General features: G+C 63.7%; 14 protein-coding genes. 7 read left to right on the forward strand and 7 right to left on the reverse strand.

Translation table 11 applies throughout. The annotated features are described in order from the left end of the window. Positions 1–9: 9 nt before the first annotated feature. From Q0L57_RS05150 to Q0L57_RS05160, 3 genes are read right to left on the reverse strand one after another with little or no spacing between them, the layout of a single operon-like run. Positions 10–1,152 (reverse strand): cysteine desulfurase family protein, encoded by a 1,143-nt coding sequence (locus Q0L57_RS05150; protein WP_296739007.1) that lies wholly within the window; start codon positions 1,150–1,152, stop codon positions 10–12. A gap of 37 nt (positions 1,153–1,189) precedes the next feature. Next, positions 1,190–2,428, reverse strand: a complete 1,239-nt coding sequence (locus Q0L57_RS05155; protein WP_296739010.1) for an MFS transporter — start codon at positions 2,426–2,428, stop codon at positions 1,190–1,192. Continuing rightward, a complete protein-coding gene (locus Q0L57_RS05160) occupies positions 2,425–3,168 on the reverse strand; it encodes an MBL fold metallo-hydrolase (protein WP_296739013.1) in 744 nt (247 codons plus the stop codon). The genes Q0L57_RS05155 and Q0L57_RS05160 overlap by 4 nt, the downstream gene beginning before the upstream one ends. 79 nt (positions 3,169–3,247) lie before the next feature. Between Q0L57_RS05160 and Q0L57_RS05165 the strand changes: the two genes are divergently transcribed. From Q0L57_RS05165 to Q0L57_RS05180, 4 genes are all read left to right on the forward strand, one after another. Further along, positions 3,248–4,486, forward strand: a complete 1,239-nt coding sequence (locus tag Q0L57_RS05165; protein WP_296739016.1) for an MFS transporter — start codon at positions 3,248–3,250, stop codon at positions 4,484–4,486. 79 nt (positions 4,487–4,565) lie between these two features. Continuing rightward, positions 4,566–5,234, forward strand: a complete 669-nt coding sequence (locus Q0L57_RS05170) for a metalloregulator ArsR/SmtB family transcription factor (protein ID WP_296739019.1) — start codon at positions 4,566–4,568, stop codon at positions 5,232–5,234. A 19-nt stretch (positions 5,235–5,253) separates the two neighbouring features. Next, positions 5,254–6,069, forward strand: coding sequence for a nucleoside phosphorylase (locus Q0L57_RS05175; protein WP_296739022.1), 816 nt, complete (start codon positions 5,254–5,256; stop codon positions 6,067–6,069). 114 nt (positions 6,070–6,183) lie between these two features. Continuing rightward, a complete protein-coding gene (locus Q0L57_RS05180; protein ID WP_296739024.1) occupies positions 6,184–8,091 on the forward strand; it encodes a cytochrome c/FTR1 family iron permease in 1,908 nt (635 codons plus the stop codon). Between the two features lie 49 nt (positions 8,092–8,140). Here Q0L57_RS05180 and Q0L57_RS05185 read toward each other — a convergent pair whose 3' ends face one another. From Q0L57_RS05185 to Q0L57_RS05195, 3 genes are all read right to left on the reverse strand, one after another. Beyond that, positions 8,141–9,196, reverse strand: a complete 1,056-nt coding sequence (locus Q0L57_RS05185) for a hypothetical protein (RefSeq protein ID WP_296739027.1) — start codon at positions 9,194–9,196, stop codon at positions 8,141–8,143. 166 nt (positions 9,197–9,362) lie between these two features. Continuing rightward, positions 9,363–9,890, reverse strand: a complete 528-nt coding sequence (locus Q0L57_RS05190) for a prolyl-tRNA synthetase associated domain-containing protein (RefSeq protein ID WP_296739030.1) — start codon at positions 9,888–9,890, stop codon at positions 9,363–9,365. A gap of 22 nt (positions 9,891–9,912) precedes the next feature. Continuing rightward, positions 9,913–11,112 carry an MFS transporter gene (locus tag Q0L57_RS05195; RefSeq protein WP_296739034.1) on the reverse strand — a complete coding sequence of 400 codons (1,200 nt, stop codon included), beginning with the start codon at positions 11,110–11,112 and terminating at the stop codon, positions 9,913–9,915. Between the two features lie 103 nt (positions 11,113–11,215). Here Q0L57_RS05195 and dsbD point away from each other — a divergent pair, with 103 nt between their 5' ends. Beyond that, entirely contained in the window at positions 11,216–13,060 is a 1,845-nt protein-coding gene (gene dsbD, locus Q0L57_RS05200; protein WP_296739037.1) for a protein-disulfide reductase DsbD, read from the forward strand. 26 nt (positions 13,061–13,086) lie between these two features. Continuing rightward, a complete protein-coding gene (locus tag Q0L57_RS05205) occupies positions 13,087–13,725 on the forward strand; it encodes a DsbA family protein (protein ID WP_296739040.1) in 639 nt (212 codons plus the stop codon). A 130-nt stretch (positions 13,726–13,855) separates the two neighbouring features. On the opposite strand, the gene Q0L57_RS05210 is transcribed toward Q0L57_RS05205, so the two are convergent. Further along, positions 13,856–14,635, reverse strand: coding sequence for a serine protease (locus Q0L57_RS05210; protein ID WP_296739043.1), 780 nt, complete (start codon positions 14,633–14,635; stop codon positions 13,856–13,858). Between the two features lie 127 nt (positions 14,636–14,762). Between Q0L57_RS05210 and Q0L57_RS05215 the strand changes: the two genes are divergently transcribed. Beyond that, positions 14,763–15,947 (forward strand): DUF2235 domain-containing protein, encoded by a 1,185-nt coding sequence (locus Q0L57_RS05215; RefSeq protein ID WP_296739046.1) that lies wholly within the window; start codon positions 14,763–14,765, stop codon positions 15,945–15,947. Positions 15,948–15,971 lie beyond the last annotated feature (24 nt).

The raw sequence follows: 15,971 nt of genomic DNA on the forward strand, positions 1-15,971 counted from the left end.
CCTCGCGATCTACGACTGGAGACGGTGAGGATCGTTCAGTAGGACCGATCGAAGGCCTTCGACCGCTCCGTCGATTTGTCCGGGCGTCGTCTCGCGCCCGAGGCTGAAGCGAATCGCACCCATGCCGACATCTGGTGCGACACCCATGGCCTGGAGGACCGGCGACAGAGTGACTCGACCGGCATGGCAGGCCGATCCCGTCGATGCGGCGATCTCAGGCAAACGTGCGAGGATGTCGGCACCGGTCCGGCCCGGAAACGATACGTTCAACGTGTTGGGCAAGCGCTCCGAGCTATGTCCGTTGAGGACGACACGGTTGCCGAAGGTTTCCCGTAGGCTGGACCAGAAAATGTCGCGCAACCGCTGCACCGTCGGCATCCCGATCCAGTCCATGGCAGACTTGCAGGCCTCTCCCAGGGCGGCCGCCATAAGGACGCTTTCGGTGCCGGCGCGGCGTCCTCCTTCGTGTCCGGCGCCATGGATCAGCGGCTCGAGCGTCGTTTCGTTGCGGACGTAGAGGGCGCCGACGCCCTTGGGAGCGTAGAGCTTGTGTCCGGCCACCGAAAGGAAATCGACGCCGAGGTTGTCTACGTTGGTCTCGATCTTTCCGACCGATTGGGCCGCGTCGGTATGGAAGCGTATGTCGAATTCGCGCGCGATCGCGCCTATCTCTTCGATCGGTTGGATGGTTCCTGTCTCGTTGTTTGCGTGCATGATGCTGATCAAGATCGTGCGCGAGTTGACGGCGCGTCGAACGAGATCAGGGTCCAATCGACCGGCCCCGTCGACGGGCAGAAACGTCACTTCGGCGCCGAGGCGCTCGAGAAAGGCGAGGGGCTTGAGGACGGCTGGATGCTCGGTGGCTTGGGTGATGATGTGATTGCCTTTGTCCCGGAGCGCGAAGAATGTCCCCTTGATGGCCAGGTTGTTCGCTTCGCTTCCGCCACTGGTGAAGACGATTTCCTTCGGACTCGCGCCGATCAGGGTCGCAACCTGCTTTCTCGCCCGGAAAAGAACTCCTGCTGCTCGGTGCGAGGCCCAGTGCTCGCTCGAAGGATTGCCGAAGAGGTCCCCCAGCAGGGGACGCATCACCGCGGACACCCTGGGGTCGATCGGTGTGCTTGCGTTGTAGTCGAGATATATGCCCGTCATGTCCGATAGACCTCTGCACCGGTCGGGTGCCGCCACATCAGTGGTGTTCTTTCATTGCGACTGCGACGATCGCGCCTGATAGAAAAGTCAGAGCTCCGATGGCGAGGATGGCGGCCGCGAAGCCGAAACGATCGGCGATCAGTCCGGCCGACAGCGCGCCGATCGCATAGCCAAGGTCGCGCCAGAAGCGATAGACGCTCAGCGAGCGCGCGCGCCAACTCGGATGAGAAGCGTCGGAAACCGCCGCGATGAGGCTCGGATAGACCATCGCCGTGCCGAGGCCGAGAAGGACGCTCGCGACGAACCACCAGGCGAACTGTCCCGTCAGTCCGGTGAGCACCAAGCCGGCGGCCTGTACCCACATGCCGCCGACGATGAGGCCCTTGCGGCCCCATCGATCGCTCAGGGGGCCCGTGATCGTCTGTCCGACGCCCCACACCATGGGATAGACCGCCTTCAGGATGCCGACGCGCTCGACGCCGAGTCCCAATGCGGTGAAGTAGAGCGGAAAGATGCCCCAGCTCATGCCGTCGTTGAGATTGTTGATGAGACCGGCCTGCGAAGCCGCGAAAAGATTGCGGTCCTTGAAGGAAGTGAGTGCGAACACTTCGCGGAACGAGAGTTGAGATGGCGGCTTGGCCAGACCGCTCGCCTCCAGACGGACGTGCTGGCGCGTGTCCCGTACCGCCAGAATCGAAAGCGACAGGCCCGCGATGGCGTAGAAGACCCCGAGATAGATCGGCACCGGTCGCAGTCCGTAGCTGCTGGCGAGATAGCCCGTCAGGAAGGCCGTCACGCCGACCGCGAAGTAGCCGGCGAACTCGTTCAGGCCGACTGCGAGGCCGCGCCCCTTGGGGCCGACCAGGTCCACCTTCATGATGACCGTCATCGACCAGGCGAAGCCTTGGCTCAGACCGAGCAGCACGTTAGCCGCCACGATCCAGCCCCAGCTCGGTGCCGCGATGATCATCAGGGGAACGGGAAGGCCTAGCAGCCAGCCGGTGATGAGGACGCTCTTTCGCCCCCAACTGTCGGCGAGCTGTCCGGACACGAGGTTCGCTAGGGCCTTGACGACTCCGAAGCTGATGATGAACGAGCTGATCAGCGTCGTGGACTCGATGTGGAATTGCTCCGAGCCGATCAGGGGCACCACGGTCCGCTCGATGCCCACCATGCCGCCGACGAAGGCGTTGATCAGAACCAGGAGCGAGAACTGCTGCCAGTTCTCCTTCAGACCGAGCCTGGTTCCTGTTTCGGAGTGGGGCGCGCTGGTCATGGCAACTCCGCGGCCAAAGGGCGCCCCGAATTAGTTGCGCGCAGCCACCCCGCCCGTGGAGGCGGGGGCGGAATGTCCTCCAGCATGAAGCCGACGAACTCGGCCTCGTCGTCGATGCGGAACGCTTTGTTGAACCGCTTTTCGAAACCGAGGGTCGACACCGGATTGGCACTCAGGCTTCGTCCGCAGACCGATCCCGCGTAAGCCCCGGGAAGCACCGTCAGATGGTCCGGCAACGACTTCAGGTTCCGAATGCTTCGGAATAGGTCCCTCGCACCCTGTTCGGCGCTCGTTGCCAATTCGGTCCGGCCGACGTCGCCGATCATCAGCGTGTGGCCGGTCGCGACGAACCAAGGATCGTTCGCGCGGGTGCGGTCCGTTACCAGCAGACAGATGTGCTCCGGCGTGTGGCCGGGCGTGTGCATCACCTCGATGACCACGTTTCCGAGCCCGATCTCCTCGCCGTCCTCGACTGGTTGGAAGGGGATCGAGACGTCGGCCTTTGAAGAGAGGATGTATTTGGCGCCGGCCGTGGCCAGCCCAGGCCAGGTCGAGATGTGGTCGGCGTGGACGTGCGTGTCGATGACGTAGTCGATCTTCACGGCCATGGACTCGGCGGCGCTCAGATAGGTGTCCGGATCGGCGAGGGGATCGATGATCGCCGCCGTTCCCTTGCCGCCGCAGCCGACGAGGTAGGAGATTCCGACCGGATCGGTATGCAGGAATTGTCGAAGGATCATGGCTTGCGCTCCGAGGTGTTCGTCGCTAGGAACATTCAATCAATCTGCTGAATGATTATGCGATGAGGCGCGAATGTCAATGCCCCGACCGAAGTCGGTTCTGAGTTCCCTGCGCCCGGCGCTCCCGATCCTGATCGGCGCCTCTGTCATGCTCAGCATGGCGATGGGGCTGCGTCAGAGCCTCGGCATCTTCGTGCCGCCCTTGACGCGCGACATCGGCATCTCGGTCGGGGATTTCACTATCGCGGTCGCGATTCAGAATCTGGCCTGGGGCGCGCTGCAGCCGTTTGTGGGCGCATTGGCGGTGAGGATCGGCTTCCGTCCGCTGATGGTCGGCGGATCGCTGCTCTTCGTCGCGGGTCTCGTCCTGCTCGCGACGGCGCACGGATTGTTGAGTATCGTCCTTGGGGCGGGCGTCGCGATCGGCGCCGCGCTGGCGGCGACCGGTACGGCAATCGCGATGTCGGTGGCTTCGCGAGCCGTGTCGCCTCGACTGCGCAGCACCGTGCTTGGGGTCGTTTCCGCCGCCGGATCGTTGGGATCGTTGTTGGCCGCGCCCATCGGTCAGGCCGCCTCCCAGACGTGGGGTTGGCGCATGGGAGCCGTCACCTTCGTGATCCTGGCGCTCGTCATGCTGCCTACAGCGTGGATGGCCGGCAAGGTCGACGGCGCCTCGGCGCCGGCCGCACCGAGCGGCACCGACGATCGGAGCGCGGGACAGGCGCTCGGAAGCGCGTTACGGCACGTTCCTTTCGTCGTCATGACTCTGGCCTACGCCGTGTGCGGCATGCAGCTCATTTTTCTCACGACGCACCTCCCGACCTATCTGGATGTCTGCGGGATGGATCCGATGCTGTCGGCGGAAGCGCTCAGCCTGATCGGCGGCTTCAACGTTCTGGGCAGCCTTTTTTTCGGCTGGGCGGGCGGACGCTTCAACAAGCTGCTGCTGCTAGGCACCATCTACGTGCTGCGCTCGCTCGGCTTTATCTGGTATTTCCACGTGCTGCCGACGCCGGGAAGCACGCTGGTGTTTGCGGGCATCATGGGTTTCCTGTGGCTCGGCGTGGCGCCGCTGATGCAGGGCTGGGTCGCCCAGACTTTCGGCCTTCGCTGGCAGGCGATGATTTCCGGGATCGCCTTCTTCAGCCACCAACTCGGCAGCTTCGCCGGCGCGTTCGGCGGCGGCCTGCTCTACGATCTGTCCCAGAATTACGACGTGGCGTGGCGGGTCGGCGCGGCGATGGGCATCATCGTCGGCACCATCCAGATTGTCTTCGCGTTCATGGCCGAAGCCCGGTTTCCGCGCCTGGCGACGTAACGACCGGGTTCACGGTCTTGTGCGACAGGCCGGCGATCGCTACATTCAATCAATTCGCTGAATGACGCGATCGAGGATCATGTCGGAAAACGGACCGAAACAATCGATTTACGAAAGTCTCGCCGAAGTGGCTCAGGCGCTCGGTCACGCCCATCGGCTCGAGCTCATCGAGCACATGGCGCAAGGCGCTCGCAGCGTCGAGGAACTTTCGGAACGCGCGAAACTGAGTTTCGCCAACACGTCCCGCCATCTCCAGATCCTTAGGCGGGCGCGCCTGGTCGACACCGAGCGGCGCGGCAAACACGTCCTCTACCGGCTGGCCGGCGACGCCGAAGTGGTCGCCTTGATCAAGTCGCTAGGCCGTGTCGGCGAACGTAACGTCGCCGAAATCGGCCGCGTCGTGACCGACTACTTCCAGGCGCGTGATGCGCTCGAACCGGTATCGCGCGACGATCTCGTCGCGAGGTTGCGCAACGGGCGCGTGACCGTGCTCGACGTCCGCCCCGAAGACGAGTTCGCGCTTGGTCATCTGCCCGGGGCGCTCAATATTCCGTTCGGCGAGCTCGAAAAGCGCCTGACGGACCTTCCGAAGAGCCGCGAGGTCATCGCCTATTGCCGCGGTCCTTACTGCGTCCTGTCCTTCGAAGCCGTCGCCAAGCTCAGGAAGCGCGGCTACAAGATCCGCCGTCTCGAGGACGGCTATCCGGAATGGAAGGCCGCCGGCCTTCCGGTCGAAACGGCCGCCTGACGATTTCGGGGCGCGAACGATGGTCGAGAACATGGATCGCGCGGATGCTGCTTGGCCTATCGTCGACGGCAAGGATCACGACGGCACCTCCGTCTTCAAGCCCGAAGCTCTGCTGCGGGAAGCCCGACGTCAGCGGCGGCTGCAGACCATCGCCGTCCCCGAAATCTGCGTGCTCGATCCCGACGGCGATGTCGTCCGTTACCTCGAGCGGACTGGCATCGGCCGGCAGCACGAAGGCTGGGCCTGCTACCACACCGAACTTCTGGCTTTCGAACTCGACGGCGTGGGCGAGGTCGGGATCTTGGGCTGCGCCGTAGGCGCACCTTTCGCGGTGCTCGTCGCCGAGCAGCTTTTCGCGTCCGGATGCCGCCTGTTGGTCAGCGTCACTTCGGCCGGTCAGATCGTCCCGATGGGACCTACGCCGTACTTCGTCCTGATCGAACGCGCGCTGCGCGACGAGGGGACGAGCTATCATTATCTGCCGGGCTCGACCTTCTCGGAGGCGCCGGATCCGTCGCTTCTCGACCGCGTCGAGCGGGCTGGGCGGTCGCTTCCGGAGAAACTGCATCGGGGCTCGACTTGGACGACGGATGCACCCTATCGGGAGACCGAAGCGGCGATTGCGCGCGCACGCGACTTGGGAACGCTCGCCGTGGAGATGGAGGCTGCGGCCCTCTACGCCTTCGCCTCGACCAGTGGCAACGCTGTCGTCTGCTTCGCGCACGTCACGAATTCCATGGCGCAGACCGAGGGCGACTTCGAAAAAGGCGAGGCCGACGGCGTCAAAGCGACGCTTGCGGTCGTCGCCGCTGCGGCTCGCGGCTGGAGAGGTTAGTCGGCGGCTTCAACAACAGGTTACATGGCCGCCGTTTAGAAGGGCTCCATTTGAAGCACGCCGGGGGCCGGCGCTACGAAGGTTAGTTCGTCGACAATTCCATCGAGCCCGATAGTGAGCCTGAATTCTTCGTCTTTACTTTGCGCCGCAATCATCCTGCTGGCTTTCGTCTTCGGCGCTGCCAAGGCGGAGACGAGCGACGTCGAGACGACCTGGCGCCTGCTCGACTACATCGCCGTCGATTACGCGGGTGCGGTCTCGCACGGTCAGATCTCGAGTCCTTCGGAATATGCCGAGCAGAGCGAGTTTGCTGCGACCGTCAGCAAAAAGCTGGCGGCGCTGCAGCCGAAGCCGGAAAGGCAGGCGCTTCTCGCCGAGGCGGATCGGCTGAAGCAGGCGATCGCCGCCAAGGCCGAACCCCAGCAGGTCGCGGAGATCGCTCACGGCTTGGCGGCCGCACTTCTTGTGGCCTATCCCGTGCCTCTTGCGCCGACCAAAGCTCCGGATCCCGCGCGCGGGGCCGCGCTCTATGGCCAGAACTGCGCCGCCTGTCACGGCCAGGCCGGCGACGGCCATGGTCCGGATGCCGCCAAGCTCGACGCGCCTCCCATCGCATTTACCGACGTCGACCGAGCCCGGCAGCGCAGCATCTTCGGGCTCTACCAGGTCATCACGCAGGGCCTCGACGGTACGGCGATGGCGAGCTTCGACGGGCTGCCGGCCGACGACCGCTGGGCGCTGGCGTTCTACGCCGGCCGGTTTGCCTTTCCGGATGCCGCGGAAGGTGAGCGCATTTGGAAGCAGGATGCTTCGCTCCATCGACTTCTCCCGGATCTCAAGACGCTGGTCGGGACGACGCCTGCCGCGCTTGCCGCCGCGATCGGGCAGGACAAGGCCGATGCCCTCCAGGCCTATCTACGCCGCCACCCGGACGCGGTCGCGCAGCAAGACGGGTCGCTGTCTATCGTCCGCGGACGATTGTCGCAGAGCGTCGATGCGGTCAGGGCAGGTGACCGCAAGCGCGCCGGTGAGTTGGCCCTTTCCGCATATCTCGATGGGTTCGAGCCGATCGAACCGGCGCTGACCGCGAGCGATCGCACGCTCATGGAGCGGATCGAGGGACTGATGGGAGAGTATCGAGCCGCCGTACAGGGCGGCGAGACCGCCGACGCGCTGTCCGATCGCGTGCAGGTCATCGACGGTCTACTGGACGACGCGCAGGCCGCGCTCTCTCCGGACGCCACGAGCTCGGTCTCGACTTTTCTCGGTGCAGCGACGATCCTGCTGCGCGAGGGTCTCGAAGCGCTCCTCATCGTGGTCGCCATGATCGCCTTTCTCCGCAAGGCCGAACGCATGGAGGTCATGCCGTACGTACACGCAGGTTGGATCGGCGCGCTCGTCGCCGGCTTCCTGACCTGGGTCGTGGCGACGTGGGTCATCGGGATCAGCGGAGCGAGCCGCGAACTGACCGAAGGGTTCGGCTCGGTCTTCGCAGCGGTCGTGCTGCTGTCGGTCGGCATCTGGATGCACGGCAAGGCACAGGCCGATCAATGGCAGCGGTACATCCGCGAGAAGATGTCGAAGGCGCTGTCCGGCCGCTCGGCCTGGTTCTTGTTCGTCCTCGCGTTCGTCGTCGTGTACAGGGAGGTGTTCGAGACCATCCTGTTCTACGCGGCTCTCTGGCATCAAGGGAACGGTGGAGCGATCCTCGTCGGCGCGCTCGGCGCCTGCGTCGCGCTGGCGATCATCGCGTGGGCGATGCTGCGCTACAGCCGACGGCTGCCGATCGGCAAGTTCTTCACTTACAGCTCATGGCTGATGGCGGTTCTCACGGTCGTTCTGGCGGGGAAGGGCATCTCGGCGCTGCAGGAGGCCGGCATCGTCGGCATCGCCCCGCTGCACGTGGTGCCGCGCCTGTCGCTGGTCGGACTTTTCCCAACCGCACAGACCGTCGCCGCGCAGATCGCGATGATCGCCGCGCTGACCGTCGGCTTCGCTCTCAATCACCGCAAGTCCGTCTAGGGGCACCAGCAGCGCCTGCAGCCATCGATGCCATGCTCATTGCGCGGCTCTAGTCGTCTTCGTCCTCGTCTTCCCGCATGGATTCTCGAATGGAAGCGTAAGCTTTCGCGAAGACGAGGTTCGTCTTGTCGATGTCCACTTCGATGTATCGTTCCCTTACGATCGCGATGAGCTTCTCGAGATGGATCTTGAGCTGATGCCTTGCTGCGTCGATATCGTCCCACGCGCGCTTCTGCGCGTCATCGACGAGAAGGTCCATGTCTCCCGGACGCCCGAATGCCTGCCGGAAAGGATTGTTTGTGTCCCGATATTGTCCCGAGTGCGAGAGCGTCGCATGTAGCGCCTCAATGAGGCCATCCGTGACCGCCGTTAGGTCGGGGTCGTAGAACAGGAAATCGGATCGCCGGCGCAACTCCTCTACGCCGTCGGACATGAGCGCCGCCGAGTATTCGAGATACGCCGGCATCTGCAGGATGTGGTGATCGAGATGAGCCGTGTTGATGCGATGCAAGAACCAGCGCAGGTTCTCGATGTCACGCGACTTCTTAATTTGCTCCGGAGGTATTTCCTGGAGTTCCCGTGGCCTCTTCGGGTCGTCCGTCACGATCTGAGCTATCGCGGCCTGCGCGAGCTTCCGAAGGTCGTTTTCGTGACTCTTGCGGGCCTTGGCATCCGCCGAGAAATTGAACTTCGAGATGCGGTGGCGGTCGAAATCGAAAGGAAGGTCATCGAGTTCGGCGAGCGCCGTGTTGAAGAGCATGATGATTCTATTCCAGCCGAGCTCGGCGGACGCGATGCCGAGTTCGAAGGTCACGTTGGCGTTCGGAAGGCTCTTGCCCGTCTGCCCGGCGAGCCGGATCACGGTCGTGATGTCGCCGACGAAGATGTCTGATTTGCAGATCTTGTCCGCCAGCGCATAAGGAATATAGGGCGAACCGGACACGTTGCTGGTCGCTTCTTCCAGAACGATGTCCACGGGGTAGTCCTTTTCGACCGCCGACATGGCGGTGCGGATCGCCGCGCGGATCGCTCGCGTCGTGATTTCCTGGTCCAGGTCGCTTTGCCAGGAGAAGAATATCCGGACCGTCTTGCGCGTTTCTGTCATGACCGACTATTTCCCGACGGGGTGTTCCGAACACCTCGGCAATACCGATAGGCCAAGGGATATAGGGGCCTTCGCGGCGGCGGGACAGTCGAAAAATGCGGCCGCTGACCACTCGCTGAGCGACGGCTCTTGCGCCAAAGCTGCCGCTGCGCGATCGGATGCGAAACTAGACTTGGGGTCCGAGGCCGACCACCACCGGATCGCGGCCGCAAGACCTCACGAAGGTGACGAGCTCCGCTGGCGACAGGCCGGTGCTCTCGGTGTTCACCAGCGGATGGAAGTTGACCTGATCGGCGTCGACCAGCGCCTCGTCGATCACGACGGTCACCAGACCCTCGTGATCGTTGATGACGCCGAGCGGCGTCAGCGCGCCGGGCGCGACGCCGAGCACCTCGATCATGCGCTCTCCCGACGCGAAGCCGAGACGCCCGTTCGCGCCGACGAGCGTGTGCAGGGTCTTCAGGTCGAGGTCGCGATCCTCATGGATGGCGAACAGGAATAGGCGCCCCTTCTTGTCTTTCAGGAGCAGGTTCTTCGTGAACGTGCCGGCCATCTGGCCTCGCAGACGTTTGCCTTCCTCGATGGTCGAGTGCGCGGGATACGGTACCGTCGGGGCCGCGATGCCGAGCGACGAGAACCGCTCGAAAAGGCGCGAGCGCGCGTCATCGCTCGATCGGGTGAGGGCGTCGGACATATGGCACTCTCTCTGTTGGTGATCATTCCGCCGGAACCGCGGACGCCGTCCGCCGGCTTCGTTGCCCGAACCAAAGCAGCACCGCGGTCGCGGCGGCCAGCCAGGGCAGCAGGATCAGGTTCAGCGTCTGCCAGCCGAGGGCCTCGAGCAGTGCACCGGCGCTGAAGGAGCAGGCCAGTCCGACGGCGAAGATCGTCATGTCGTTTGTCGCCTGGGCGCGACCCTTTTCCGCGGCCGAATAGGTGGTCGTGAGAAGCGTCGTGCCGCCGATGTAGAGAAAATTCCAGCCGACGCCGAGGAGGAGGAGCGCGCCCGCGAACGATCCGAAGCCGGCACCGGTAAGTGTCATCATGACGTGTCCCGTGAGCAGTCCGACGCCGATCAACATGATGCGCAGGGCGCCGAAACGCGCGATCAGCGAGCCCGTGAAGAACGACGGCAGGAACATCCCGAGCACGTGAACCTGGATCACGGTCGCTGCCGTGGCGAGGTCGTGATGATGGTGTGTCATCGCGATGGGCGTCGCCGTCATCGCGAGTATCATGATGCCGTATCCCGTCGCGGCTCCGAACAGCGCGACGAGATAGGCCGGTTGGGCGACGATCTCGCGCCAGGGACGTCCGGCCCCGCCGTCGACGCTCGCGCCCTGCGGCGTGGGCACGCGCAGCGAGAGCAGCGCTCCGGCGGCGATCAGGGAGGCGATCGAAAGCAACAGGAACGAGCCGACGTATTCCGTCTGCAGCAGATGTCCGCCGACGCGGCCGAGGAACGGCCCCGCGAACGCGGCCACGATGCCGCCGCCGAGAACGAGCGAAATCGCGCGGGGCCGGAAGCGATCGTCGGCGACCTCGCTGGCGGCGAAGCGGTAGAACTGCGCGAAGGCCTGGTAGGCGCCGACGAGGTAGGTGCCGAAGCACAGCAGCGCGAACATGCCGAAGGCGATTCCGAGCGCCGCGAGCGCGCCGCCCGCGCCGCCGAGCAACGCCCCGGTCACGAAGCCCGCACGTCGGCCGACCTTCGTCATCCACATCGAGGCGGGAAACATCACCGTCGCGGTGCCCAGGAACATCGCAGCGATCGGCAGCGTCGCGAATTGGGGCGAGGGCGCGAGCTTCGCGCCGGCGAGGCCTCCGACGGTCATCACCAGGACGGAGGCGGTCTGGAATAGGGCTTGGGCGCCGGCGAGGAGAAGAACCTGCCAGCGCATGGTCGAGGCGGTCATGTCGGACCTACAGGTAACGTTTCAGTCAATCATTCTCTATACTGATTGAATGATGCCCGTAAAGCCCTTATGGCTGTGGACCTCGCAGTTCGGAAGGAACTACATGCCATACGCCCGCGTGCTCGCTTTCGTTACCCTGCTGCTGTCGCTTTGGGTCGGGCTCGTCCCGGCGGGAGCGGCCGGCGTCGCATCGCCCGACCAGGTCTTCCAGATGCGCGCCGATCGGGCCGCGGATGACGGAGTGAAGCTGACCTGGCGGATTGCGCCGGGCCACTATCTCTACAGGGACAAGATCGCCGCGACAGTCGAGGGGCGGCCCGTCAAGGTCGACAGCGTGCCCGGCACGCGCGAAGACGACCCGAATTTCGGGCTGACGGAGATCTATCTGCTGTCCGCCGAAGCGTCGGTGCCGGCGGCGGACCTGCCCGAGAAAGGCAAACTGATTGTCGTCTTCCAGGGTTGTCACAAGGACGTTATCTGCTACCCGCCCGTCCGGAAGGCCGTCGACCTCGAGACATTGATCATCTCGGACGCTGAAGCGACCGATGCCGACTCCGTCCCGAAGCCCGGGCTGGCCGACGGCTTCCGATCCTTCTCCGAAGCCCCGGCCTCGCGCCCGATCTTGCGAAGCGAAGTCGGCTCGCCGAACGACGAGCCGGACAAAGCTTCGGCGGCGACGCTCGCCTCAGGCGGTCTTCTGTCCCAATTGGTCGCGTTTCTCGGTCTCGGCTTGCTGCTGTCGCTCACTCCTTGCGTGTTTCCGATGATCCCTATTCTTTCGGGGATGCTCGCCAGGTCGGGCGAGCAGCTATCGTTGGGTCGCGGTGTCGTGCTTTCGGCGACCTATGTGTTCGCCATGGCGACGGCATACGGTCTGCTCGGCGTGTTCGCCGCCTGGTCCGGCCAGAACCTGCAGGCCGTACTGCAGACGCCAGTGGCGATCGCCGCCATGAGCTTCGCGTTCATCGCGCTCGCGCTATCGATGTTCGGCCTCTACGAAATCCAGCTTCCGCAGTCGTGGACGTCGCGATTGACAGGAGGCGCGAACGGCGGCTCGGTCGGCGGCGCCGCCGTCCTCGGATTCGCCTCGGCGTTGATTGTCGGACCGTGTGTCACGCCTCCGCTCGCCGCCGCCTTGGTTTTCGTGGCTCAGACTGGCGAAGTCGTTCGCGGTTCGCTGGCGCTGTTCGCGCTGGGGCTCGGGATGGGACTGCCTCTGCTCCTGGTCGGCCTTCTGGGCGTCAAAGTGCTGCCGCGCTCGGGTCCGTGGCTTGTCCGCGTCAAGCATCTCTTCGGCTTCGTGTTCGTCGGGCTCGCCATTTGGATGGTCGCTCGGGTCGCTCCTGTTCAATGGGTGGAAGCCGCTTGGGGCGCGTTTTTCGTCGCGGCCGGGGCCTACATCCTTCCCCTCTCCGGAAACGGCGAGAAGCCCGTGACGACCGCGATCGGCTGCCTCGTCGCAGGCTTGTCGGTGATCGGCTACGGCGGGACGCTCGGCTTGGATGCGGCTTTCGGCGATGGTTCTCCGCTGCGCCCGCTCGCGATGCTCGGTGTCGTCGCGCCTCCGGGCGAAGTGGCCGACAGCGCCTTCCGGGTCGTTAAGACTGAAGCCGACCTCGACGAGGCCCTGGGCTTGGCGCGGATTCAAGGCAGACCGGTGATGGTCGACTTCACCGCCGCTTGGTGCGTCGAATGCAAGCTCATGGACCGAGCGGTGTTTTCGCAGGAAGCCGTGCGCGAGAAGCTTCACGACATCCTGCTTGTGCGCGCGGATCTGACCAACTTCGGTCGTAAGAGCCAGGGTCTCATGGATCGCTTTGGCGTGGTCGGACCGCCGACCGTCGTGTTCCTTGACGCGCACGGTAGCGAGATTCGCGACGCCCGCGTCGTGGGCAGCGTCGGCGAGACGGAATTTCTGGACAAAGTTGCGACGGCCCTTCGGTCCTGACCGAGCAGAAGCAAGGAGAGAACGACGTGACGAACGGAATCTCGCGCAAGCAATTCCTGCGACTGGCGGGACTGTCGGCATCTCTGATCGCGATCGACACGGCCAGGGCCGAGGAGGACGCGATCACGGAGGACATGGTCTTCAACGATCCGGAATCTCCGACGAGCGGCAATCCGAAGGGCGACCTCACGATCGTCGACTTCTTCGACTACAACTGTCCCTACTGCAAGAACGGCGAGAAAGCGCTCGACGCCGTCGTCAAGCGGGACGGCAACATTCGCGTCGTCTACAAGGAATTACCGATCCTGTCGCCGACGTCGATCATCGGCGCCCGGCTGGCACTGGCCGCCCGATATCAGGACAAGTATCTGGTGGTGCACGAAGCTCTGATGGACCTGCCTGGCTACAGCGTGCCGCAGGATTTCATGATGGATGCCGTCAGGAAGGCGAACGTCGATCTCCTCCGTCTGAGCCTGGACGAGAAGCGGCACTCCGACGACATCGTGAGGGTGCTCAAGACGAATTTGGCCGTGGCGCAGGCGGTCGGGTTTCAGGGCCTGCCAGCGACGCTGGTCGGCGTCTACAAGGTCAACGAAGCGCTGAACGAGAAGGGGCTGGAGCGCGTTATCGCCGACGCCAGAACCCGTCAGAAGGCCAAAGGCTGACGAAGTCGTCCCCAGCCTCGCGTCATAGCTTCCTGCGCCTCGCGGCCGGCAATTGTGAACATCGACAGCCGCCCTTTTCGTTCGACGCATCCTCGACCCCGTGGTCGATTCATGCCAGGCGCGCAAGCGATCAATCCTCGTCGCGTTTGGCGCCAATGATGATGTCTTCGATGCAATGGCGGGGCCAGACGAGACCTAGCTGGGCGTCGCTTTCGTTTTTCGTGTGGCGTCTTCCGGAATAGACGCCGACGAATTCGGTCCTGAGTGGCGTCGGAGACGGGATCACCTTGTCGCCGTCCACGCGTTGATTCCAAATGCGGCGGATCACGGGCGAACCGGACATGCCGGGCCTCGATGCCGTGTCGACGAGATAATAGCCGGTGCCGATGGCGGCCAAATCGGGCTCGGACGCCATGCTGCCGCGCTTCCAGACGGGATATCCGGGCGGCTCCGGGCCGAACGGGTATCCTAGGACAAAGACCTCGTTCGCGATGCGAGCGGTCAATTCCGTTGCAGCATACCGATTGATCGGATGCAGTTCGAAGATCGCATTGTCGTCGTCATACGGAAGCGGAATAGCGACGACGTCTACCGCGCGGCCGCGCGACGGATGCGTTAGCCAAAGGGGCCTCCCATCATCGTCCCGGATCCTTATGACGTGTTCCTGTTTGAGAAACTGCTGCACCCGTGTGTTGAAGAGCGCTCGGACCACGTTTGGGCGGCCGCCGTGGCCGTGAAGCGACCTGCCGTCCAGGGCATTACGCCCGGTGACGACGTGCCAATTCGTGATGAGATAGTTCTGCGGGCCTTGCTCCCAGATGAAGCCCGTAGCATCGGAAAGATGCGTGCCGTCGAAATACATCGAGAGCGGCGCGGTGACGAGCGAAAATCGGTCGATCTGCGCGGTCATGTGATCCACCCGGTCCTGAGTCGACGATCAAAGCATTCGTCCGTTCGAGCGTCGAGGCGAAATGGCCTCGCCAAGTGCTGCAACTATAGGTATCGTCGGACTTATTTCTCAACAAGGGGCATTGAGAATGGTCGGCGAATTGGCGGGCGACCAACCCCGCAAGAGGATTGCTATATTCCTCGACGGGACGTGGAATACGACGAACGACAACACGAACGTCTGGCGGCTTCGGGCACTTACGGCCCCGGTCGGCGCGGATCTGGTGAGGCAGTCGATCTACTACAATGCGGGCCTCGGGACGCAAGTCGGCAGCAAGGTACGCGGAGGGATGTTCGGTGTCGGCATCGACGACATCCTTCTTGAAACCTATCAATGGCTCGTCGAAAACTACAATGACGGAGATGATATTTTCATCTTTGGGTTCTCCCGCGGATCCTACACGGCGCGCAGCCTGTCCGGCTTCGTCTCCCGCTGCGGTGTGCTGAAACCCGGGGGGCCCCTCTCGATCAGGCAGCTCTACGATCGCTATCGATTGGGATTGTCGGTCCCGTCCATCGAACGCTTGATCAACCACCCCCCGAAGGACCCCACCCTGGAAGAGAGTTGGTTGGTCCGCTATTCGCGCTTCGTGGACATCAAGTTTCTTGGGGTCTTCGATACCGTGGGATCCTTGGGCGTACCTGTCGGCATCAGTCGTTTCAGGAAAAGCCACTCGTTTCTCAATACTAGCCTCCGCACGCCCAACGTCGCTGCCGCCCACGCGCTGGCGATCGACGAGCATCGGCCGGACTTCGCGCCCACCCTGTGGACCCGAAGCGTCCCGAAGGATCCGAATGCCGATCAACCGAGAGCGCCTCGTTCGTTGGCTGAGGCGGAGCAGCGCTGGTTCGTCGGCGCACACGCCAATGTCGGCGGCGGTTACTCGAACGATCTGCTGTCGCAAAGGCCTTTCGCCTGGATGATGAAGCGAGCCGCCGCCCAGGGGCTGTCGTTCCGCAGCGATGTCGATCAATTTTCTCCTACCATTAGGTCGCCGGTCATAGATTCCTATGGAAGCTTTCTCGGTGGCTTCTACAGGTATCTTCAAAGAGAGCATCAACGGTCGATCGGAGCCGACCCCATCGATTCCCGCACCGCGGTCGAAAGCTCGATCAACGAAACGATCGATGGATCCGTCTTCGAGAGATGGCGGAGCGATGAGACGTACCGCCCCAAGAATCTTTCGACGTGGGCCGAAAGGAAGAAGGCGAACCTCACGAACATTTCCGGATCGGTGCGCGCCGACGATCTCTCCCAAGTGCCGAACGATTGAGGCGCGAACGGCGAAGGACCCTGG

This window comes from Mesorhizobium sp. (assembly GCF_024509055.1).
GTDB lineage: Bacteria > Pseudomonadota > Alphaproteobacteria > Rhizobiales > Rhizobiaceae > Mesorhizobium.